The following is a 20,289-nucleotide window of genomic DNA, read 5'->3' on the forward strand; positions in this document are numbered from 1 at the left end:
GTCTTAAAGACTAAATTCATCTTCTATATTTTCGTTTATAGTATTTCTCTTCTTAAACTCCTTACAATCAATCTCTATCGTTAAGTTTTCCGGTTCTTCAAAAGCTGCTTTAGATACTTTTAATGTTTTATCGGCATAACACTTTTTCATATATAATGCCCAAACCGGTAACGCCATTGTAGCACCTTGACCAAAATCTGTATCTTTAAAGTGCGTTGCTCTATCATCGCCTCCTACCCAAACACCAGTACATAAGTTTGGAACGATCCCCATAAACCATCCGTCACTTTGATTTTGCGTTGTACCTGTTTTACCTGCAATTGGGTTATCAAAATAATATGGGTGACCCGTTACTACATTCTTAATTGAGTAGCGTGAAGATGGTCCGGTTCTTAATCTTGTTCCCGATCCTGATCTCGTTACTCCCTCCATTAAATTGATAGTTACAAAGGCAGCTTCTTTACTAATTACATCTCTAGTTTCAGGAACAAATTGATATAAAATGACTCCGTTTTTATCTTCAATACTGGTAATCATTACAGGTTTGGTATATATCCCTTGATTAGCAAAAGTACTATATGCACCTACCATCTCAGATAGTTTTAAATCCACAGACCCAAGTGCTATAGAAGCTACAGGAAGAATATCAGAGGTTACTCCCATTTTTCTGGCCAATTGCGCAATTGGTTCTGGTCCAATTTTATCTAATAAACGAGCTGAAATGGTATTTACAGATTTTGCCAAAGCATCCTTAAGATTCATATATCCCATATAATCTGCATCACTGTTTTTAGGTATCCAATCTACTTCAACAACACCATGTGATCCCACAGGAATTGTAATTTGTGATTTTGGTAACGTATCACATGGAGAAAGTTTTAATTGGTCTATAGCTGTTGCATATACAAAAGGTTTAAAAGTAGACCCCACTTGGCGTGCTCCTTGATATACATGATCGTATTGAAAGTGATTAGAATCAATACCCCCAACCCAGGCTCTAACGTGACCTGTTTGTGGTTCCATGGACATTAATCCTGATCGTAAAAACTGTTTGTAATACAATATTGAATCTTTCGGAGTCATGATGGTATCTATCTCACCTTTCCAACTAAAAACTTTCATTTTAGTTTTCTCATCAAAAGACGCTACTATTTCATCTTCACTTTTACCTTGATCAAGTAAAATTTTTCTTCTAGCAGAACTTCTAATTGATCTTTTAATAATACGATCCACTTCTTCTTTTGACAAATCTCTAAATGGTGAAGTTTTATTATTTTTTTCCTGTTTATCAAACTCTTTTTGTAGGTTAGCCATATGCTCTGACACAGCTTCTTCAGCATATTTTTGCATTCTAGAGTCTAAAGTAACGTTAATACGTAATCCATCTCTATAGATATCGTAATATACTTCATCTCCATCTTCATCCAGCCCTTTTGGATTTTCTTTTACCCATTTACTCATCCAGCTCCTTACGAACTCTCTAAAATAGGTTGCAGTACCATCATTATGACCTTCTGGAGAGTAATCTAATCCCAGAGGTAATTTTTGCAAACTATCTTTTTGCTTCTCGGTGATGTAATCATATTTAGCCATTTGGCTTAATACTGTATTTCTTCTATTTTTAACCATTTCTGGTCTACGTAAAGGATTGAATAATGATGAATTTTTTAACATCCCAACCAAAACCGCAGCTTCTTCAATTTTTAGATCTTTTGGATTATCCCTATTAAAGTATATTCTTGAAGCAGAACTTACCCCAATAGCTTGATTTAGAAAATCATACTTATTGAGATACATGGTCATAATTTCGTTTTTGGTGTATTGTCTTTCTAATCTAGTTGCAATTACCCACTCTTTAATTTTTTGCTTGATACGCTCCCATATATTTCTTGAACCACCTGTAAACAATTGTTTTGCTAACTGTTGGGATAATGTACTAGCTCCACCTCTACTTCCTAGAAAAACGAAAGCTCTTAACGTACCACGTGCATCAATTCCTGAATGATCATAATATCTAGCGTCTTCTGTAGCCACAAGTGCATTTACTAAATGTTGCGGTAGCTCTTCATAATTAACCGGAGTTCTATTCTCATCATAGAAATTTCCTATCTGCACACCATCAGAAGAAATAATTTGTGTTGCAAGGTCGTTTTGCGGATTTTCTAATTCTTTAAATTTTGGCATTTCACCAAATGCTCCCCAACTTGCTAATAAAAACATTAGCACGATTAAAAGGATTCCTGAAGCAAAAGTGATCCAAAATGCTTTTATAAACTTAATTGTATTAATTCCCGAACTCTTCGTTGTTTTCTTTTTCGATTTGGGTGTTGCCTTTGCCATATCTTAAATTAAGGGTTTTGAGCATGTTCTATTCTAAATCCAACATCTGTAACTCCTTCTAAAGAGGTTACCCCATTGGTATCGCCGTTCTTTCTCATTGCATGTTGAAGTGTTATTGTATACACTCCTTCTTCTACAAAACGGATATTTTCTTTATACCAAAGTTTATTTTCCTTAAGATCAGAAAAACCTGAACCTAACCATTCTCCACTTGGTTTTGCCATTTCATATTCTAATGTATCCGTAAGTACTTTTCCATTAGGAAATTTCATTTCACTAATTAAAAACAAATTGCTAAATCTATATTCATTATTATTACGAATATTAACAAATAAATTATAGGTCTGCAATGAGTCTAACTCTGGTAAAGCAAAACTTACTTTCTCATCTATTTCCCATGCTTCTGAAACCGCTTGATATTGATCAAAAACTTGTTTATCATCACATGAAATTATGCTTAGAGAAAGCAGAACTACTATGACAAGCTTACTTTTTATCATTTTTCTTATTACGAGATCTATTTCTTTTATTGCGTTGGTTGTTTGTTTTACTTTTGGTTTTGTTTTCAGAATTTCCTGTTTTAGGTTTATTTGATGCAACAGTTTGTTTTTCAGAATTTCCTTTACTTGTATTCTTTTTCTTATTACGATTTCTCCTTCTTCTTTTACTGTGTTTAGGTTGATCAAATCTAGTTAAACTATCTTGTCCTACAACGTTTTCAAAGTCCATTTTAGTGTCTTCAATTAATTCTGAAGCAAATTCTTCGAGACCCACTACTTTTTCTTTATTTGCATTTGCAGTGATAATTTCATTTGCATGTTCTGTAGAAATCTTATGCCAATTCATCCATTCGCCTTCATAAGCATACCAAAGAAATCCTTTAAAAATATCTATTTTCTGGCAAACAGCAACGCCTTTTTCTGTATACAACTTGGTATCAGACTTCGGAAAACTATTTAATGCATCAACATAGGCGTCTAATTCATAATTAAGGCAGCATTTTAATTTTCCGCATTGCCCTGCTAACTTTTGTGGATTAAGAGATAATTGCTGATATCTAGCTGCACTTGTATTTACAGACCTAAAATCTGTAAGCCATGTAGAGCAACATAGTTCGCGACCACAAGACCCTATACCACCTAAACGAGCAGCCTCTTGTCTAAATCCTACTTGTCGCATCTCGATACGAGTACTAAACTCGTGAGCAAATTCTTTGATTAACTGTCTAAAATCAACTCGTTCTTCTGCAGTATAATAAAATGTAGCTTTAGAGCCATCTCCTTGAAATTCTATATCAGAGATTTTCATTTGCAACTCCAGTCTTATTGCAATTTCTCTTGCACGGACTTTCATTGTTTCTTCTCTATCTCTTGACTTTTGCCAAATATCTATATCTTTTTGTGAGGCTTTTCGGTAGACTTTCTTAACATCTTCACTATCTATTTCTACTTTCTTCTTCTTCATTTGGATGCGCACTAATTCTCCGGTAAGAGAAACCATGCCGACATCATGACCAGGAGATGCTTCTGTAGCAACAATATCCCCAATACTTAATGATAAGTTTTCGGCGCTTTTGAAAAATCCTTTTCTTCCGTTTTTGAATCGTATTTCGACACAGGAGAAAGGTACTGCGCCACCAGGAAGTGACATATTTGATAACCAATCAAAAACCGTTAGTTTATTACAACCATCTGTCCCGCAGGTGCCATTATTTTTGCACCCTTTAGGCTGTCCGTCTTTTCCGGAGGAACAACTGTTACACCCCATATTTTATATCTATATTGAAATTTGTCTATGATTAAAAAATCATAACAAAAATGGTTCTTATTATAATTAGAAACGCATTTCGCTTCTAATATCTCAATCGTTAAAGATACTATGAAAAAAATTATTTACCATGGCATCTTTACATTTTAGCATTACTAAGTATATTTAAATAGTAATATTTTACTTTCAAAAACAACACTATCTATCTGCAAATTTGTTTCTAAAACAAACTAGTACACTTAGTTTATTTCTTAAACTTTAATGCTTCAGAACGGCCTTTTTTGAAAATCTTATTACTGTTTCCTTTTCCTCTTCTTAATTCCTTTTGTTCTTCATAAGGCAATCGATTTATTTCCATACAATCTGTAGAACAACAATTTTCTAACGCTTTAGCACAATTCTCACATTGAATAAAAAGTAAATGGCAGGCTTCATTTTCACAATTAACATGCGTGTCACAACTTTCGCCACATTGATGGCATTGTGCAATGACATCGTCTGTTATACGTTCTGCTCTTCTGTGATCAAATACAAAATTTTTACCAAGAAACTTATTTTCGAGACCTTGATCTTCTACTTGTCTAGCGTATTCTATAATTCCGCCTTCTAATTGAAACACATTTTTAAACCCCTTATGCTTGTAGTATGCACTTGCTTTTTCACATCGTATACCACCAGTGCAATACATTACTAGTTTTTTATCTTCTTTATGGTCTTTAAGATCTTCTTCAATGATATCAAGTGAATCTCTAAAGGTATCTACATCTGGTGTTACGGCACCTTTAAAATGCCCTATCTCACTTTCGTAATGATTACGCATATCCACCAAAACAGTATTTGGATCCTCTATAAGATCATTAAACTTTTTTGCATCGACATGTACACCTTTATTTGTAACATCAAAAGTTGTATCGTTTAACCCATCGGCAACAATCTTGTTACGTACTTTTACTTTTAATTTTAAAAATGATTTTAAATCTTGTTCTCTTGCTATATTTAATCTAACATTTTCTAAAAAGGAGATACTATCTAGATGTGTTTTAAATTGTTGGAACTTTGGTGCCGGAACGGATAATTGTGCATTAATACCTTCTTTAGAAACATAAATACGTCCTAAAACATCAAGTTCGTCCCAATGGATAAAAAGGTGGTTTCTAAAAATCTCCGGATTACCTATATGTGCATATTGATAGAAAGAAAGCGTAAGGCGATCAGTACCGGCCTCATCGATTAAAATTGCTCTCTCTTTTGCACTTAATTTATTGTACAGTTGCATGCTATACTACTATTTTAAGTTAAAAAGAATAATTTATTTCGGGCAAAAATACAAATACTGCTTTTATAAACAAACGACGGTACTTTTTTATCAGAACATAATGCATTTATTTAATCTAATTATCCAAATAATTGACAAAAGCCTAAAAAAATCACTCTTGAATATTCAAGAATTCATGAGGAAAACAACCATAAATAAAAATATATCTAGAAAAACAGGTAACATTTTTATCTCTTCAAGACACTAAGTCTTAAAATCAACATTTCAATTACCCAAAAACAACTTTTGGAACTATGGTTAACACAAATTTTTTGCATCTCATAAGACCCTAATTTTAAGGGCATAAATATAAATCTAAGAATTTCATTAATTATAAATAGTAAATCATGAAAAACAAAAAGAAAATTTCAAAACTAGGATTAAACAAAATTGTTATTTCCAATATTCAAAGCCAAGCTGTTAAAGGAGGAGGAAGAAGTACTAATTGTTATCCGACTTTGCAAACTGGCTGTAATCCTACAAAACTTCCTTCTGGAAATACTTGTAACCAAAGCGATTGTTATTGTCTTTAGTTTTAATTCGAAAAAACTGTATTAAATTATTATTTAGACAGTTCTATGTAAAAAAAATGCCTTGATGTTAACATCAAGGCATTTTTTTTGGCTAATTCGTTAATGTATTGATTTAACGACAATAATATCAATAATAAAGCTAACCACCCTCAAAAATACAACTGCTAATATTAGCAGTTGTATGTTCGTTTAGGTTATTTCTAATGACTTTTTTAAGAAATTTCATCTGCTCTCTACTGCTTCAAGATTTTGTTCTTATTTGCTTTTAGAGTAGATGAAAAATAATTAAAAAGGTTGCGCTAGTATTTTTATAAAAGTAACTTATGAGTTGTTGATAACCAATTTAGAAACCATATCACATCTACAAAAAGAAATAGTACTTTAGCACAAAGTTAATATGAATGTCAAATCCCGATATATTTGAACAACAAATGAGTACAGAGAAAGACGCAAAATTAAAAGCACTAAAACTTACCCTAGATAAATTAGATAAAGCTTACGGAAAAGGAACTGTAATGAAGATGAGCGATAGCTCTGTTCAAGAAGTAGATGTTATCCCTACGGGATCTCTTGGTTTAGACCTTGCCTTAGGAGTAGGTGGGTATCCTAGAGGAAGAGTGATCGAAATTTATGGGCCGGAATCATCTGGTAAAACAACATTAACACTTCATGCTATAGCACAAGCACAAAAAGCAGGAGGGATTGCTGCCTTTATTGATGCCGAACATGCTTTTGATCGTTTTTATGCAGAAAAACTTGGAGTAGAGATCGATAATTTGATCATCTCGCAACCTGATCATGGTGAACAAGCTTTAGAGATTGCAGATAATCTAATTAGATCTGGAGCTATTGATATTATCGTAATTGATTCTGTTGCAGCTTTAACTCCTAAAAGTGAAATTGAAGGAGAAATGGGAGATTCTAAAATGGGTCTTCATGCTAGGTTAATGTCGCAGGCACTTAGAAAACTTACCAGTTCTATTAGTAAAACAAACTGTACTGTTATTTTTATTAATCAACTGCGTGAAAAAATTGGGGTTATGTTCGGAAATCCTGAAACTACTACTGGTGGTAATGCCTTAAAGTTTTATGCTTCTGTTCGTTTAGATATTCGTAGATCTACACAGATAAAAGATAGTAATAGTGAAGTACAAGGGAATAAAACTCGTGTTAAAGTAGTAAAAAACAAAGTTGCTCCTCCTTTTAGAATGGCAGAATTTGATATTATGTATGGTGAAGGTATCTCTAAAACTGGTGAGATTATAGATGTTGGTGTTGACTATGAAATTATCAAGAAAAGTGGATCTTGGTTTAGCTATCAAGATACTAAACTTGGGCAAGGTCGTGATGCCGTTAAAAATTTACTTAATGATAATCCAGAACTAATGGAAGAACTGGAAGGTAAAATCAAAGAAGCAATAAAGATTATAAAAGATAACTAGTCATCCTAAATATCTTAAACAATAAGAGAAGCCTCAGGGAAAATTTTACCTTGAGGCTTTTTACTTATCTTATTTTGTGATTTTATCGAATATTTGTTGAATATAAGGGGTTTCAAACATTATACTATGCCCCCCTTTATCTATTTCTAATAGATCTACATTTTTAGATTTTAAAAAATTCTTTTCTGATGCTGTCATTCTTCCCGACTGCTCATCATCATTAGCAAAAACACAAATGACATTTGATAAATCCGTTGCCTTTATACGTTCTGTATATCGATCTTTTATCATAATTCCTGCATAAAAATATATTAGTTCTGTTTCTTTATCGGTAGCTCTTTCTTCAGGATCATTATAAAGTGTTACTCCGTCTCGAAAAAAATAACGGTTCCCTTTAAAAAGATTATCGACTACTTTTTGTTCTATATCAAGTCGTCCTGCCATCATTACAAACTTATCTGCACTAGTATTTCCTTTATCTGCAATATATCTAGCAATTGCCCAAGCCCCATACGAATGCCCAATAACAAACACTACTTTGTCTTGAGATTTATAATGTTTTATTACCTTATCAAGAATTTCGGTATTTAAATCGGTTTCTCTTGTAGCTTCTGTAACTGTTGCATCAAATTTGAATATATTGCTGTTATAGGTTCCTATTTGATGAATGTATACCATTAAAAAATCATTAAACCCAGTAAAACCATCAAGGTTAATGGATTCGAGATCATCTGCAGATAACTCATCAGAAGGACCACCTTCTGCAAAAATTACTACAGTTTTAGAGCTAGTATTTCCTTTGGTAACAAAAAGTTTGGAAACATCATCTGGCAAATTAGTTGCTTCAAACTGCGATGCTATGGCATTGTCATCATCATTATTACACCCTACTAATAAAATGCCCACAAAAAGGTATAGAAAAAATCTGCTTGCTTTTAATATTGGTCTTTGCATAACTTAAAGTATATTTTAGTTTTTAGATTTGTTAAAACACTAAAACAAAAAATCGTATGAATACCCTACCAAAACTGAGAATTAATCCTTGGCCTTTTCAGAAATAACATTCATAAAAAAGACAAAAACTATAAATAGCCGTAAATTTAGATTCCTTAAAGCAACCTTATTACTGTATTTACATCTACATAGTAGACTAATTGTATTATTTTTCTAAACCCCAACAAATGAGAAGGATAAAAATTATTTCAGCATTTTTTCTTATCGCCATCACAGCAGGATGTTCTATTGATGATGATAACAATACTCGTTTCTTTTTTGAAGCAGTCCCAATTGAGGAGGTAGATATTCCCGATCGATTAACAAGAGGAGAAACAGTAACAATTACTACCTCTTATTTTAGACCATCAACATGTCATGGCTTTTCTGGATATGATTTTAATCGGTCTGGCAATCAACGAACCTTTGCAATTATTAATGTAGTGTTAGAAGATGGTCCCGATTGTGAAGATATAGAACCAGAAACTCTTGTCGAAGAATCATTTGATTTTTTAGTTGGCCTTGAGAGCTCCTACATTTTTAGATTTTGGCAAGGGAAAGATGATGAAGGAAATAATCAGTTTTTAGTTATAGAAGTCCCCGTAGATTTATAATCACACATTTCAAAAAAAGTATTAGTGGGTTTAGACCAGCTTATAAAAAAATGCAAACAAAAAAATGCAAAAGCGCAAGAGCAACTGTATAGACTATACAGCAGTAAGTTGTTTTCTATCTGCTTAAAATATTCTAACGATCATGCCAGTGCAGAAGATAATTTGCAAGATGCTTTCATTACAATTTTTGATAAGATAATACAGTATAAAAACAAGGGGTCTTTTGAAGGTTGGATAAAACGAGTAACTATAAACACGGCACTTCAGAAATATCGAAAACAAAAAGTTTTTGACATTATTAATGAAGAGCAATTAGAAGAAGTAGATGTAGAAATAAATGACGAAGAAGTATCATTAGATTATCTTTTAGAGATTATTCAACAATTACCACATAGGTATAGGTTAGTTTTTAATCTATATGTATTAGACGGTTATTCTCATAAAGAAATTGCCGAAATGTTGGATATTTCTGTTGGAACTTCTAAATCAAATCTCGCAAGAGCCAGAAATATCTTAAAAGTAAAAATAGAAGAAACTAAAGAACCTTATGCTCGAGCAATCGACTAACAAATATGAATACTAAGAAAAATATAGATCGATTATTTCAGGAAAAATTCAAAGATTTTGAAGTTTCTCCCAGCGACGAGGTTTGGAAAAAAATCCAGGTTCGTCAAAATAAGCGTAAACGCAAAATCATTCCTGTTTTTTGGTATAAAACAGCTGGTGTTGCCGCGGTATTTGCAATTATTTTTACCGTAGGTTATGTAGCTCTATCTCCAACACCTAATGAGGTAATCGTATTACAAAACAACACTGTCCCAAAAGACATGTCTAGTCCTAACGATGTAACACCAACTACTAAAAACAATAACATTACAAGTACCACTATTGATACTGATAAAAATATTACTTCTGATCATGTAACTGAAAATAACAAGGAAACAATTTCTAATGAAAAAAAAGAAGACATATTTAATAAAAATCAGAAAACCATAGTAAAATACCCTAATAAAGCTCCCGTAGCACAGCAAAAAACAAATGACAAGGGTAACTCAAACAAACCTAATATCATGCTCGTTCAAGGAGCTTCGAAAACTGCTAAAGAATCGAATAATTCAAAAGTTGACAACACTTTACGCAAAGAAATAACCGATAATGTTGTATCTACAGAACCCAATCTTTCAAAAACCAAAAATGATAGTGAAGTTTTTCTAGCACCAAATAAAAAGGATGATCTAAATACTAAAGCTCCAATTGCTAAACTTGAAAACACTACTAACTCAAATAATAGTATAACAAAAAAGCATGATTCGATTAATGAAGAAGAAACGAAAATAGAATCTGCTAAGAAGTCTATATTTGATGTCATTTCTGATCAAAAAGAAGCTATTGCAGAAAAAGAGGAGAAAGAAGAGAAAACAAATATCAAAAAATGGAATATTTCTCCAAATGTTGCTCCAGTTTATTATAACGCCATTGGTAATGGATCTTCTATAGCCGCTGAATTTTCTGATAATGATCGTGGTGGAGAAGTAAACTTAAGCTATGGAATACAAGTATCATATGCCATAAATAATAAATTAAGTATTCGTTCGGGAGTTCATAAACTAGATCTTAGTTATAACACAAAAGATATTGGGTTTTCGGCTTCTAGTTCGCGTGGTCAAAATCTTGAAAGTATAAATTATAACAATAACGCATCCTCTATTTTAGTATCTGATATTGGGAGAGGCACAGGCACTAATGATTTTTCAGAAACTATAGGAAGTATTAACCAACAACAAAATGTTGGCTTACTTAATCAACGCATTGGTTATATCGAGGTTCCTGTTGAAATGAAATACGCTCTGGTCGACACTAAATTTGGTGTACACATGATTGGTGGGTTAAGCACATTGTTTGTAAGAGATAATGAGATCTCTATAGAAGCTGGTAGTTTTGAATCCCCAATAGGAGAAGCTAATAATCTTAATGATATAAGTTTTAGTGGTAATATTGGTCTAGGACTAGACTATAAAATATCCAATCAACTTAAAATCAATCTTGAACCCATTTTTAAATATCAATTCAATGCTTTTAATGATAATGCCGATGGTTTTAAACCTTATTATTTTGGTATTTATACCGGTCTTGGTATAAAATTTTAGTTGATTACGTAGTTATTGTATTATACAATACTAAATGAAGTCGCTCTACCCCCAAGAGCGACTTTAATTTTAATGGACTTAAGATTAATTCCTAAATTTTCTATATTATAGTTGTAATGAAATCAATCAAATCTTGTTTGACCTTTTCTGGTATTTCTGTATCTTCTATCCAGCAATGAACATCTCCCAGATAATTCATACCAAGATAATTTGCACTTTCTACAAACGGCATATTGAATCCTTTTTTTAGTTCTTGATCAGAACCACAACTTATCATTGCCATTGTTTTTCCTCTTAAATCTCTTCCTATTTTTTTCTCCAATTGTAAACAATCTGTGATACGATCAAAGAAAACTTTCATAATCCCACTCATAGCATACCAATATACAGGGGTTACAAAAATTATAATATCATAATTAGCTACTATTTCTCTTATTAAGGGTATAAAGTCATCATTTTGATTTTTAAATTCATAATCAAATTGACCTATTTGTTTTGATTTAAGATCTACAATATCAAAGCCCGAATTGTCCTGAACAAAAGAACTTATTTGATAGGTATCTCCTTTACTTCTTGAACTGCCTTGTAGTATAACTCCTCTAGTACTCATTCTCTTTTTTATTACAAAGCTACTGAGTCTTTGGGAGCTATCAAATAAGGGATGAATTATGCCCTATTACAATTTATCTCCAAATCTTGAAAGTGCATAAAAAACCGAAGAGAGTTGAATACCTAAAATAGTAATTGAATATTCTGTCTTTTTGGGAAATTGATTAAAGTCTATTTTCTGAACAAGTACATCAATAATTAACTCTCCTAATTGCTGAGTTAAGGCTCTTTTAGAAGCCTCTGGCAAACCTTTTTGAATGTCCTTTAACCTTAAGTTCTGTTTAAGAAGACCACTTAATATCGCTGGTTTCCATATTCCTGAAATGCTATTTAGTGCTTTTTCAATAGCACAATCATTTTTTAAAGGTGTTTTTCGTTCATACATACTCAGGTTATCTGGCTATAAAAGCTATATAAAATTTCTATTTGTTAAGATCTGTCTCTAATGCTTCTAAAATAATTGCTTTGGTCTTATCTTTTAGTTCCTTTTTATTTGCATGAGTCATTCCAATAGTAGGAATTTCGGCATGAACATATCCCCTCATAATCCCAGGGCTACCACTAAAAAAAGTATATGAAAAACGTTTTTTATTATCAAAAAAAGTTAAAGGTAAAATAGGTATTTGATGATCTATAGCTAATCTAAACGCTCCATCTTTAAAATCATCCAAAAGAAGCGATTCATCCTCAGGAACACCTCCTTCTGGAAAAATACAAATACTTGTTCCATTTTTAAGTCTAGCTTGTGCTCTATCAAAAACTTCTTTTCGGCTTCGTTGACTATTTCTATCGACTAAGATACAGGTACGTTTGTAAAAAAAACCAAAAATAGGAATCTTTGCTAATTCCTTTTTCCCTACAAATACAAAAGGATTCTTAACGCAATACAACATAAACATAATGTCTGTCATAGAAGTATGATTGGCAACAAACATATAGCTCTTTGTGCGATCTATTTTGGCTTCTTTAGTTACTTTTGGGTAAAATCCACTACCATACAAAACTATTTTCGCCCAAAAACGAGCGACTACAAAAAATTGTGGATACCACTGTTCCCTTGACGTAAAAACAAGTAGTATAGGAAACATAATAATAATCGGAATCCCCATGAGTATATAAAACCAAATACGCCAAAAAAGGATTAATATGTTCTTAAGTATAGACATCATCCAAAAATACACAATTGCTTTGAGCTATGTAAACAAAAAAATTACCTTTGCCAGAGAAATTATAAAAAACCATGTCTAGAATTTTAACCGGTGTACAGAGTACGGGAACCCCACATTTAGGAAACCTACTGGGAGCTATTATCCCAGCTATTGAAATGGCAAATCAACCAAACAATGAATCCTTTTTGTTTATTGCCGATATGCATTCATTAACCTTAATAAAAGATGCGAAAACATTACGACAAAATACCTACTCTACTGCTGCTACATGGTTAGCTTGTGGATTGGATATCGAAAAAACAGTTTTTTATAGACAAAGTGATATCCCGCAAGTAACAGAACTATCATGGTATCTTAATTGTTTTTTTCCGTATCAACGATTAACATTAGCGCATTCTTTTAAAGATAAATCAGATAGACTCGAGGATGTAAATGCAGGTCTATTTACATACCCTATGCTAATGGCAGCGGATATATTATTATATGATGCAGAAATAGTTCCGGTAGGTAAAGATCAATTACAACATCTTGAAATGACAAGAGATGTAGCATCCCGAATGCACAATCAAGTAGGAGAATTATTTGTATTACCTGAAGCGCAAGTACAAAAAGAAACCATGTACGTACCTGGTACAGATGGCAGTAAAATGAGTAAATCAAAAGGAAATATTATTAATCTGTTCTTACCCGATAAAAAATTACGAAAACAAATAATGGGGATACAGACAGATAGTACACCTCTAGAGGAACCCAAAAACCCTGATACATGTAATGCTTTTGCTTTATACAAATTAATTGCTACATCTGAACAAGAAGCTGCAATGCGACAGAATTATCTGGGAGGTAACTATGGTTACGGGCACGCAAAACAAGCAATTTTTGAATTGCTGATCGAAAAATTTGCAACGGTACGCGAACGATATACCTACTATATGGAGAATCTAAATGAAGTAGATGAGGCTCTTGCTATTGGAGCAAAAAAAGCAACTGCCGTTGCTAATACTGTTCTTGAAAGAGTACGTGAGAAAGTAGGATATTAATCATAATATATTCATTGTTTGTAAATAAAAAGGATATCATTTTTAGACTACATAAATTCCTTATTTTTTGATCTGGTTTACCACCTTAAATACGACACTTTTTTTAAGGAAAATGGTCCTATTTGACGTTTTTCTCTAAAAAAACAAGGCAAAACACTCTATAAAACTCCCTTTTTTGGGCAAAAATGAGGCCTTTTGGGGTTTTAAATAAAATTTGGCTAAACCCTTATGTTCACTAGCCTTATTTAACATTTATAGCTAAGTTTTTAGAAAAAATTAAAAAAAATTAACATTCTGTTTTCGGAAAAAAAACTCAGCATTAATAGGGGCTTCAAAGGATCATAGGGGGAAAAACCCCCTGATTTAGTTAAGGTTTACCGTAATGAAGTTTAACATTTTATTTTTAGATTAACAACCATTGTTAATCTGTAATTTTTTAGACTATATGTTTACAACACCCACATTTAATAAGTTCCGTAATTGTGAGTTTATCCAATATCTAAATGACATTAAACAAATTGTTAATCGAAGAGATCCAAGAGTTCTTAAAGTAGTACCTCAAGCATATGTATTAAATGAGCAATTAACTGCTCTAGAAAATGTATATAAAAACCAATTAGGAAGTACCATAACTCAAGAACTTGAAGCATTAGATAAACGCAGAGATCTTGCAATTATCGGCATACGTGCAGTAGCAGAAGGAAACACAAATCACTTTGATCCTGCAAAACGTGCTGCAGGTGAAGAATTATTAAAAAGTATCGATAAATACGGAAGTCCAATTTGTAGACAAAACTATCTAGCCGAGACAGTAACCATACAAAATCTTACAAATGACTGGCACTCGGTACTTATACTACAGGGAGCTCTAGCTATTTTAGGTCTTACAGACTGGGCAGGAGAACTTAAAGAAAGTAATGATGCTTTTAACAGAAAGTACTTAGAACGTAATGAAGAATACGTTGTTGATAGCAAAGTAAATGTTACTGAATTAAGAGACAAAGCTAAAGAAAGTTTTATACTCCTAATTGATCACATTACTGCTCACGGAACATTAACCCTTTTAGAAAAGTATGCGGTTGTTGTAAAAGAAATTAATACGATCACCGAACAGTATAATACTATGGTAGCTAAAAGAGGATCTACCAAGATTAACTTAGTAGATATTAACGTAAAAGAAGAAGTTATACAAGAATAATACACTACCACAAAAGGATATTATATACACTAAAACGTAGTCTTTATCTATTTTGTTCTACCCTCTCATTTTTTTATAAGAACAGCTATTTAAAGACATTAAAGCCTCTGCGAAAAAGCATTGGCTTTTATAGTTTTGGAGTTATTATGACTAAAGAAATTACTTAAAGTCATTAGTGAAAAAATCTTCTAAAGATATTTCGAAATATATGCAGATTTTGTGTAAGGTCGTAAAAGAAATATCTCTCTTTCCCTGCTCTATCCTCCCAAAATGAATACCTGTATCATTTAGGGCATCCTCTTGAGTAATGCCTTTTTGTTGCCTTAGCATTTTAACCCTATTTGCTAATTTACGTAGCAGTTCATTTTTATCATTTTCTTTCACATTCGAAAATTCAGGTTAAAAAAGGGAAATTTTAATTACCGTTCGGTCATTTATATTATATTTGTATGATATTGGCACATATGACAAAAAAAGAATTATATCAATATATGCTCGCCTACCAACAAGAGCATCAGTTTACCCTTAAAGGACAAAGTAATTTTATTGAGATCATAGAGAGTCTTAAAGTTGATTGTGCCAATAAAACTGATAAAAAGAAATAAGTTAAAACAATGACCGAGGAGCAGCTTTACGAACAACTAATGATTTACAAAAATAAACACGGTATTACCGAAGAAGTACTGCAGCAATATCGATGGGCCCTTGATCATATTAAAAAACATAACACAATTAATAAACCCCAAAACAAATGAGTTCTGGGGTCTATATAACATTATTATTACATCACTGACTTTTAACTTATTCTAACGTATATAAACTTCAAGGTAATTTTATGCCCCGAATCACTATCATTATATGCCAAGGTAACCTTTAGTTTTCCTTTTTCAATCGATACCTTAGACTCTATAGGAGTCACCACACTATTTTTATCATATAAAAAAGTAAAACCATTTCCTGATGTTTTCTTCCAATCGCCTGTGGTTTCTTCGGTATCTTTTGCACATTCTCCTGCTAAACTTGAACTTTCATAGTAACTTTTTTCTATAAACCTACCATTATTCAAAATTTCTAGAGTCGTTTGCTTATCACATTTCGACAATGGAAATTCTTTAAGAGGAGTACCTTCTCCTTCGTTATTATATTCATGTCTTAACTGCCACTTACCCGTAATACGCTCCTGACAAGCGCTAGCATAATTACTTCCGCATGAATACACCATTAAAATTAACACAACTAATCGTGCCGAATTAGTACGTAAAAATTTATCCATATGTTGTATTTCCAATTACAAGTTCAAAATTACAGAAAAAACTTATAATTAACAAATAATTAACATCATATTTATGTATTTTATCGTGTATTATGGTTTTTTGTCGGTGTTTTGGGCACTTATATCTATTAAAAATAGATCAGCACTCATCTTAAAACACTATAAAACATCTACTCTTTTAACAAAATAACCTCACTTACCTTTACATTTTTACATTTTACCTGATTTTGTAATTTGGTATTATTTTTTGACTATTACTACAGCACCTATTTAAATAAACCTAGTAGTTTATTGAATTCTAGATAAATACGCCCCTCCTTTTTGTCTGTATATTCATGCTAAAAAACACAAAAAACCTATTTTTAAACTAAATCACTAGTTCAAACTAAAAATTTAGTTTATATTCGTTTCACGAAACATCACATTGTATATATGAAACAACTCACAAAAGCTGAAGAAGATATCATGAAAATCCTGTGGGATATTAATGAAGGTAGCGTTGTCGCTATATTAGAAAAGCTACCAGAGCCTAAACCGGCTTATAATACAGTTTCTACCATTGTTAGAATTCTAGAAGACAAAAAATTCGTAAAGTATAGAAAAGAAGGTCGTATTCATATTTATATACCAGAAGTTAAAAAGAACGATTACAGTAACCAGAGTATCACTAAACTAGTTGATGGGTATTTTCAAGGATCTTTTAAGAGCATGGTTTCATTTTTTATGAAGAAAAATGACATTAGTATTGAAGAGATGGAAACAGCTATGAGAGAAATTAATAAAGAAAAAAAGAAATTATGATGCATTACATTTTACAGGTATTGGCTTTTCAATTACTCTTTTTAATTATTTACGATGTATTTCTAAAAAAGGAGACTTTTTTTAATTATAACCGTGCCTATATCCTCATCACGGTACTATTAAGTTTTATACTACCTACCCTTAAAATTACTGCTATACAGCAAAACATTCCAGAAGAATATATTGTACAGTTACCAGCATTACTTATAGGAAATCCTGATACAACAACACAATCATTAGTGCCTGAAACTACATCTTTTTTTACTATTTTAATTGAAGTAATTACCTATCTATGGTATTTCGGAATGTTTATTTCTTTACTTCTTTTCTCCTACAAATTTCAGAAGATATTAAAATTAAAAAAATCGGGAATCAAAGGCAAAGTAGATAATTTAAACGTTGTTTTTCTACCTAATACGCATGCAGCATTCTCCTTTTTTACTACCATTTTTCTTGGAGAGCGTATATCTGAAATCAAAAAGACTAATATTTTATTGCATGAAAAAGTTCATGTTAGTGAGTATCATTCACTTGACCTGATTTTCTTTGAAATACTACGTATAATCTTCTGGTTTAACCCATTAGTATATATCTATCAAAATAGAATGGCCGTGCTACAAGAGTATATTGCAGACTCAAAGGCCGTTTCAAAAACGGATAAAGCAGCATACTATCAGGATCTATTATCTCAAATCTTTCAAACAGACAAAATATCATTTATCAATACATTTTTTAATCATTCATTAATAAAAAACAGAATACTAATGTTACAAAAATCAAAATCGAAAAAAGTTTTTCAGTTAAAATACTTATTACTTATTCCTGTAATTGGTGTCATGCTTACGTATACATCTTGTAATCAAGAGAATAATTCACCTGAAGATATTTCTGTTAAAAGTGCCTTAGATGCTAAAGGAGAACTAACTCAACGAGCATATGATTTAATAAAAGTGGTAGAAAATGAAGGAAAATACTCTGAAGAAAGCAGGACGCTATTTCGCCAATTAATGTCAGACGTAGGTAATACTGATGAAAAAGCCTTATCAAATGAAGACAGAAATGTTTTTCAGACTTTAATTCAAAAAATATCAGAAGTAAAAAAGACAAATCAGAAGGGTTCTGATGGAGTTCCATTTATTAAATTGGACAAAGCTCCTGTACATCCAAGTTGTACCAACGTAAATGAAGATGAAGCCAAAGCATGTTTTACACAAAACATAAGACAATTTGTAAATCAAGAATTTAATACGAGTTTAGGAAAAGAGCTTGGACTTTCTGGACAGCAACGAATATATGTACGATTTAAAATAGACACTACCGGAAAAATTGTTGATGTGCAAGCAAGAGGTCCAGAAACAGCCTTAGAGACAGAAGCAATTCGCGTTATTGAGAAATTACCAAACATGACACCAGGAATCAAAGATGGTGTTGATGTAGCTGTACTTTATTCTTTACCAATAGTATTTGATATCAAATAAACCGCTTTTAAGATATTATAAAAGATAGTTACCAACAAAAAAGGCGATGTTCTAAGAACATCGCCTTTTTTGTTGGTTTTATAGCGTTGTAGATTATTTTATCAAAACACCTCGCTGATCCATAACAGGTATATCCTGAAAGGCATTTTCGTTAATCGTATTTTTTTTGAAAATATACTTTTTCTCATACAATTTACTATCCGCAAAGAAGGTAACAGCAAATTCGTTATTCATTTTTAGTAATTCTTCTTGTAGCATTTCAATTTTTGCAGAAGATTTTGGAGCTATGGTACCAATACCATGTCTTAACAAGGATGTTTTTCGCTCCTCATCATATCCTTTTGTAACTACCAATACCATCTCTATAGTGACATCCCGATCATTAATAATATATGAATTCCAGGTTTGAGCCAAAAACTCATCATCCCACTCTTTAAGGACGGCTATATAGACACCTTCTACAATTGGTATTTCAATATCTTTTTTCATGAATCTTTATAATGCAGACTTAAACTGCTCTAAGAAACGAACATCATTTTCGCTAAGCATACGAATATCTGATACCCCATATAGTAATAATGCGATACGATCTATTCCCATTCCGAAAGCAAAGCCGCTATACTCTTCAGGATCAATATTACAATTCTTTAGCACATTTGGATCCACCATACCACAGCCCATAATTTCTAACCAACCTGTTCCTTTAGTCATTTTATAATCCGTCTCTGTCTCTAATCCCCAGTACACATCTACCTCTGCACTTGGCTCTGTAAACGGAAAATATGAAGGTCTTAGTCTGATTTTGGATTTACCAAACATCTCTGTAGTAAAATATTGTAATGTTTGCTTTAGATCAGCAAACGAAACATCTTTATCAATATACAATCCTTCTACTTGATGGAAAAAACAGTGCGATCTGGCTGATATAGCTTCGTTACGATATACTCTTCCCGGAGAAATAGTACGTATAGGAGGTGTATTATTTTCCATGTAACGTACTTGCACAGATGACGTATGCGTACGCAGTAATATATCTGGATCTGTTTGAATAAAAAAAGTGTCTTGCATATCACGAGCAGGATGATACTCTGGAAGATTAAGTGCAGTAAAATTATGCCAGTCATCTTCAATCTCTGGACCTTCACTAACATTAAATCCAATACGCGAAAAGATGTCAATAATTTGGTTTTTGACTAAAGAAATAGGGTGTCTAGATCCTATAGCAATAGGTTCTGATGGTCTTGTAAGGTCACCATATTTACCGTTTTCTTCTTCTTTTGACTCAAAATCTTCTTTAAGTGACTTGACTTTATCTTCAGCAGCTATTTTAAGTGCATTAATCGCTTGCCCGAATTCTTTTTTCTGGTCATTAGCCACATTTCTAAACTCGGTAAAGAACTCATTAATTAATCCTTTTTTTCCAGAAAATTTAATTCTGAATGCTTCTACATCTTCCTTCGTTTTGGCTTTAAAAGTATCAACCTCTGCAATATATTCTTTAATCTTGTCAATCATCACTATAGTGTTAATGGAAACGCAAATTTACATAATTTCGACAAATCCAATACGA

22 protein-coding genes are annotated in these 20,289 nt (G+C 32.2%); 10 read left to right on the forward strand and 12 right to left on the reverse strand.

The features are described from left to right. Positions 1-3: 3 nt before the first annotated feature. The 4 genes from D1816_RS15535 to D1816_RS15550 form a co-directional block, all read right to left on the reverse strand. The gene (locus tag D1816_RS15535; protein WP_118504025.1) at positions 4-2,340 is read right to left on the reverse strand and encodes a penicillin-binding protein 1A; all 2,337 of its coding nucleotides are present in this window, start codon (positions 2,338-2,340) and stop codon (positions 4-6) included. Positions 2,341-2,348: 8 nt separating this feature from the next. Continuing rightward, a complete protein-coding gene (locus D1816_RS15540; RefSeq protein WP_118504026.1) occupies positions 2,349-2,840 on the reverse strand; it encodes a gliding motility lipoprotein GldH in 492 nt (163 codons plus the stop codon). Beyond that, positions 2,827-4,107, reverse strand: a complete 1,281-nt coding sequence (locus tag D1816_RS15545; protein ID WP_118504027.1) for a regulatory iron-sulfur-containing complex subunit RicT — start codon at positions 4,105-4,107, stop codon at positions 2,827-2,829. The genes D1816_RS15540 and D1816_RS15545 overlap by 14 nt, the downstream gene beginning before the upstream one ends. Positions 4,108-4,351: 244 nt before the next feature. Continuing rightward, the gene (locus tag D1816_RS15550) at positions 4,352-5,383 is read right to left on the reverse strand and encodes a rhodanese-related sulfurtransferase (RefSeq protein WP_066312037.1); all 1,032 of its coding nucleotides are present in this window, start codon (positions 5,381-5,383) and stop codon (positions 4,352-4,354) included. A 386-nt stretch (positions 5,384-5,769) separates the two neighbouring features. On the opposite strand from D1816_RS15550, the gene D1816_RS15555 reads away from it, so the two are divergent. Both D1816_RS15555 and recA read left to right on the forward strand, forming a co-directional pair. Then, positions 5,770-5,955: a hypothetical protein gene (locus D1816_RS15555; RefSeq protein WP_066312039.1), complete on the forward strand. Its 186-nt coding sequence runs from the start codon at positions 5,770-5,772 to the stop codon at positions 5,953-5,955. Positions 5,956-6,386: 431 nt separating this feature from the next. Continuing rightward, a complete protein-coding gene (gene recA / locus D1816_RS15560; protein ID WP_066312396.1) occupies positions 6,387-7,397 on the forward strand; it encodes a recombinase RecA in 1,011 nt (336 codons plus the stop codon). A gap of 69 nt (positions 7,398-7,466) precedes the next feature. Here recA and D1816_RS15565 read toward each other — a convergent pair whose 3' ends face one another. Beyond that, positions 7,467-8,351, reverse strand: coding sequence for an alpha/beta hydrolase (locus D1816_RS15565; protein WP_118504028.1), 885 nt, complete (start codon positions 8,349-8,351; stop codon positions 7,467-7,469). Between the two features lie 227 nt (positions 8,352-8,578). Between D1816_RS15565 and D1816_RS15570 the strand changes: the two genes are divergently transcribed. From D1816_RS15570 to D1816_RS15580, 3 genes are read left to right on the forward strand one after another with little or no spacing between them, the layout of a single operon-like run. Further along, positions 8,579-9,004, forward strand: coding sequence for a hypothetical protein (locus D1816_RS15570; protein WP_066312047.1), 426 nt, complete (start codon positions 8,579-8,581; stop codon positions 9,002-9,004). A 24-nt stretch (positions 9,005-9,028) separates the two neighbouring features. Beyond that, positions 9,029-9,571 carry an RNA polymerase sigma factor gene (locus D1816_RS15575; RefSeq protein WP_066312048.1) on the forward strand — a complete coding sequence of 181 codons (543 nt, stop codon included), beginning with the start codon at positions 9,029-9,031 and terminating at the stop codon, positions 9,569-9,571. Positions 9,572-9,576: 5 nt separating this feature from the next. Then, positions 9,577-11,151, forward strand: a complete 1,575-nt coding sequence (locus D1816_RS15580; RefSeq protein WP_118504029.1) for a hypothetical protein — start codon at positions 9,577-9,579, stop codon at positions 11,149-11,151. Positions 11,152-11,251: 100 nt separating this feature from the next. Here the strand turns inward: D1816_RS15580 and D1816_RS15585 are convergent, their stop codons facing one another. From D1816_RS15585 to D1816_RS15595, 3 genes are all read right to left on the reverse strand, one after another. Continuing rightward, positions 11,252-11,761, reverse strand: coding sequence for a flavodoxin family protein (locus tag D1816_RS15585; protein WP_118504030.1), 510 nt, complete (start codon positions 11,759-11,761; stop codon positions 11,252-11,254). Between the two features lie 66 nt (positions 11,762-11,827). Beyond that, a complete protein-coding gene (locus tag D1816_RS15590; RefSeq protein WP_118504031.1) occupies positions 11,828-12,145 on the reverse strand; it encodes a helix-turn-helix domain-containing protein in 318 nt (105 codons plus the stop codon). A gap of 37 nt (positions 12,146-12,182) precedes the next feature. Beyond that, positions 12,183-12,926, reverse strand: a complete 744-nt coding sequence (locus D1816_RS15595; protein ID WP_066312053.1) for a 1-acyl-sn-glycerol-3-phosphate acyltransferase — start codon at positions 12,924-12,926, stop codon at positions 12,183-12,185. 74 nt (positions 12,927-13,000) lie between these two features. On the opposite strand from D1816_RS15595, the gene trpS reads away from it, so the two are divergent. Continuing rightward, positions 13,001-13,969, forward strand: a complete 969-nt coding sequence (gene trpS, locus D1816_RS15600; protein ID WP_066312054.1) for a tryptophan--tRNA ligase — start codon at positions 13,001-13,003, stop codon at positions 13,967-13,969. 445 nt (positions 13,970-14,414) lie between these two features. After that, positions 14,415-15,167 (forward strand): DUF6261 family protein, encoded by a 753-nt coding sequence (locus D1816_RS15605; RefSeq protein ID WP_066312056.1) that lies wholly within the window; start codon positions 14,415-14,417, stop codon positions 15,165-15,167. A 159-nt stretch (positions 15,168-15,326) separates the two neighbouring features. Here the strand turns inward: D1816_RS15605 and D1816_RS15610 are convergent, their stop codons facing one another. Continuing rightward, positions 15,327-15,497, reverse strand: coding sequence for a helix-turn-helix domain-containing protein (locus D1816_RS15610; protein WP_118506270.1), 171 nt, complete (start codon positions 15,495-15,497; stop codon positions 15,327-15,329). 134 nt (positions 15,498-15,631) lie between these two features. On the opposite strand from D1816_RS15610, the gene D1816_RS25765 reads away from it, so the two are divergent. Then, the gene (locus D1816_RS25765) at positions 15,632-15,772 is read left to right on the forward strand and encodes a hypothetical protein (RefSeq protein ID WP_157766041.1); all 141 of its coding nucleotides are present in this window, start codon (positions 15,632-15,634) and stop codon (positions 15,770-15,772) included. 191 nt (positions 15,773-15,963) lie between these two features. Here D1816_RS25765 and D1816_RS15615 read toward each other — a convergent pair whose 3' ends face one another. Further along, entirely contained in the window at positions 15,964-16,440 is a 477-nt protein-coding gene (locus D1816_RS15615; protein WP_118504032.1) for a hypothetical protein, read from the reverse strand. Positions 16,441-16,872: 432 nt separating this feature from the next. On the opposite strand from D1816_RS15615, the gene D1816_RS15620 reads away from it, so the two are divergent. After that, entirely contained in the window at positions 16,873-17,241 is a 369-nt protein-coding gene (locus tag D1816_RS15620; RefSeq protein ID WP_066312061.1) for a BlaI/MecI/CopY family transcriptional regulator, read from the forward strand. After that, the gene (locus tag D1816_RS15625; protein WP_118504033.1) at positions 17,238-18,719 is read left to right on the forward strand and encodes a M56 family metallopeptidase; all 1,482 of its coding nucleotides are present in this window, start codon (positions 17,238-17,240) and stop codon (positions 18,717-18,719) included. Before D1816_RS15620 ends, D1816_RS15625 begins: the two co-directional genes overlap by 4 nt. A 93-nt stretch (positions 18,720-18,812) precedes the next feature. Here D1816_RS15625 and D1816_RS15630 read toward each other — a convergent pair whose 3' ends face one another. Next, positions 18,813-19,208: a hypothetical protein gene (locus tag D1816_RS15630; protein ID WP_066312066.1), complete on the reverse strand. Its 396-nt coding sequence runs from the start codon at positions 19,206-19,208 to the stop codon at positions 18,813-18,815. A gap of 6 nt (positions 19,209-19,214) precedes the next feature. Further along, positions 19,215-20,234 carry a phenylalanine--tRNA ligase subunit alpha gene (gene pheS / locus D1816_RS15635; RefSeq protein WP_066312069.1) on the reverse strand — a complete coding sequence of 340 codons (1,020 nt, stop codon included), beginning with the start codon at positions 20,232-20,234 and terminating at the stop codon, positions 19,215-19,217. Positions 20,235-20,289: the final 55 nt, after the last annotated feature.

The organism is Aquimarina sp. AD10, assembly GCF_003443715.1.
GTDB classification, from domain to species: Bacteria; Bacteroidota; Bacteroidia; order Flavobacteriales; family Flavobacteriaceae; genus Aquimarina; species Aquimarina aggregata.

Bases quoted from the DNA above. Each gene is read 5' to 3' on its own strand.
- D1816_RS15570 (WP_066312047.1), top strand. From the start codon at position 8,579: ATGAGAAGGATAAAAATTATTTCAGCATTTTTTCTTATCGCCATCACA.
- D1816_RS25765 (WP_157766041.1), top strand. From the start codon at position 15,632: ATGACAAAAAAAGAATTATATCAATATATGCTCGCCTACCAACAAGAG.
- D1816_RS15565 (WP_118504028.1), bottom strand. From the start codon at position 8,351: ATGCAAAGACCAATATTAAAAGCAAGCAGATTTTTTCTATACCTTTTT.
- D1816_RS15585 (WP_118504030.1), bottom strand. From the start codon at position 11,761: ATGAGTACTAGAGGAGTTATACTACAAGGCAGTTCAAGAAGTAAAGGA.
- trpS (WP_066312054.1), top strand. From the start codon at position 13,001: ATGTCTAGAATTTTAACCGGTGTACAGAGTACGGGAACCCCACATTTA.
- D1816_RS15590 (WP_118504031.1), bottom strand. From the start codon at position 12,145: ATGTATGAACGAAAAACACCTTTAAAAAATGATTGTGCTATTGAAAAA.
- D1816_RS15580 (WP_118504029.1), top strand. From the start codon at position 9,577: ATGAATACTAAGAAAAATATAGATCGATTATTTCAGGAAAAATTCAAA.
- D1816_RS15610 (WP_118506270.1), bottom strand. From the start codon at position 15,497: ATGCTAAGGCAACAAAAAGGCATTACTCAAGAGGATGCCCTAAATGAT.
- D1816_RS15555 (WP_066312039.1), top strand. From the start codon at position 5,770: ATGAAAAACAAAAAGAAAATTTCAAAACTAGGATTAAACAAAATTGTT.
- pheS (WP_066312069.1), bottom strand. From the start codon at position 20,234: ATGATTGACAAGATTAAAGAATATATTGCAGAGGTTGATACTTTTAAA.
- D1816_RS15535 (WP_118504025.1), bottom strand. From the start codon at position 2,340: ATGGCAAAGGCAACACCCAAATCGAAAAAGAAAACAACGAAGAGTTCG.
- recA (WP_066312396.1), top strand. From the start codon at position 6,387: ATGAGTACAGAGAAAGACGCAAAATTAAAAGCACTAAAACTTACCCTA.
- D1816_RS15540 (WP_118504026.1), bottom strand. From the start codon at position 2,840: ATGATAAAAAGTAAGCTTGTCATAGTAGTTCTGCTTTCTCTAAGCATA.
- D1816_RS15625 (WP_118504033.1), top strand. From the start codon at position 17,238: ATGATGCATTACATTTTACAGGTATTGGCTTTTCAATTACTCTTTTTA.
- D1816_RS15595 (WP_066312053.1), bottom strand. From the start codon at position 12,926: ATGTCTATACTTAAGAACATATTAATCCTTTTTTGGCGTATTTGGTTT.
- D1816_RS15550 (WP_066312037.1), bottom strand. From the start codon at position 5,383: ATGCAACTGTACAATAAATTAAGTGCAAAAGAGAGAGCAATTTTAATC.
- D1816_RS15615 (WP_118504032.1), bottom strand. From the start codon at position 16,440: ATGGATAAATTTTTACGTACTAATTCGGCACGATTAGTTGTGTTAATT.
- D1816_RS15605 (WP_066312056.1), top strand. From the start codon at position 14,415: ATGTTTACAACACCCACATTTAATAAGTTCCGTAATTGTGAGTTTATC.
- D1816_RS15630 (WP_066312066.1), bottom strand. From the start codon at position 19,208: ATGAAAAAAGATATTGAAATACCAATTGTAGAAGGTGTCTATATAGCC.
- D1816_RS15620 (WP_066312061.1), top strand. From the start codon at position 16,873: ATGAAACAACTCACAAAAGCTGAAGAAGATATCATGAAAATCCTGTGG.
- D1816_RS15545 (WP_118504027.1), bottom strand. From the start codon at position 4,107: ATGGGGTGTAACAGTTGTTCCTCCGGAAAAGACGGACAGCCTAAAGGG.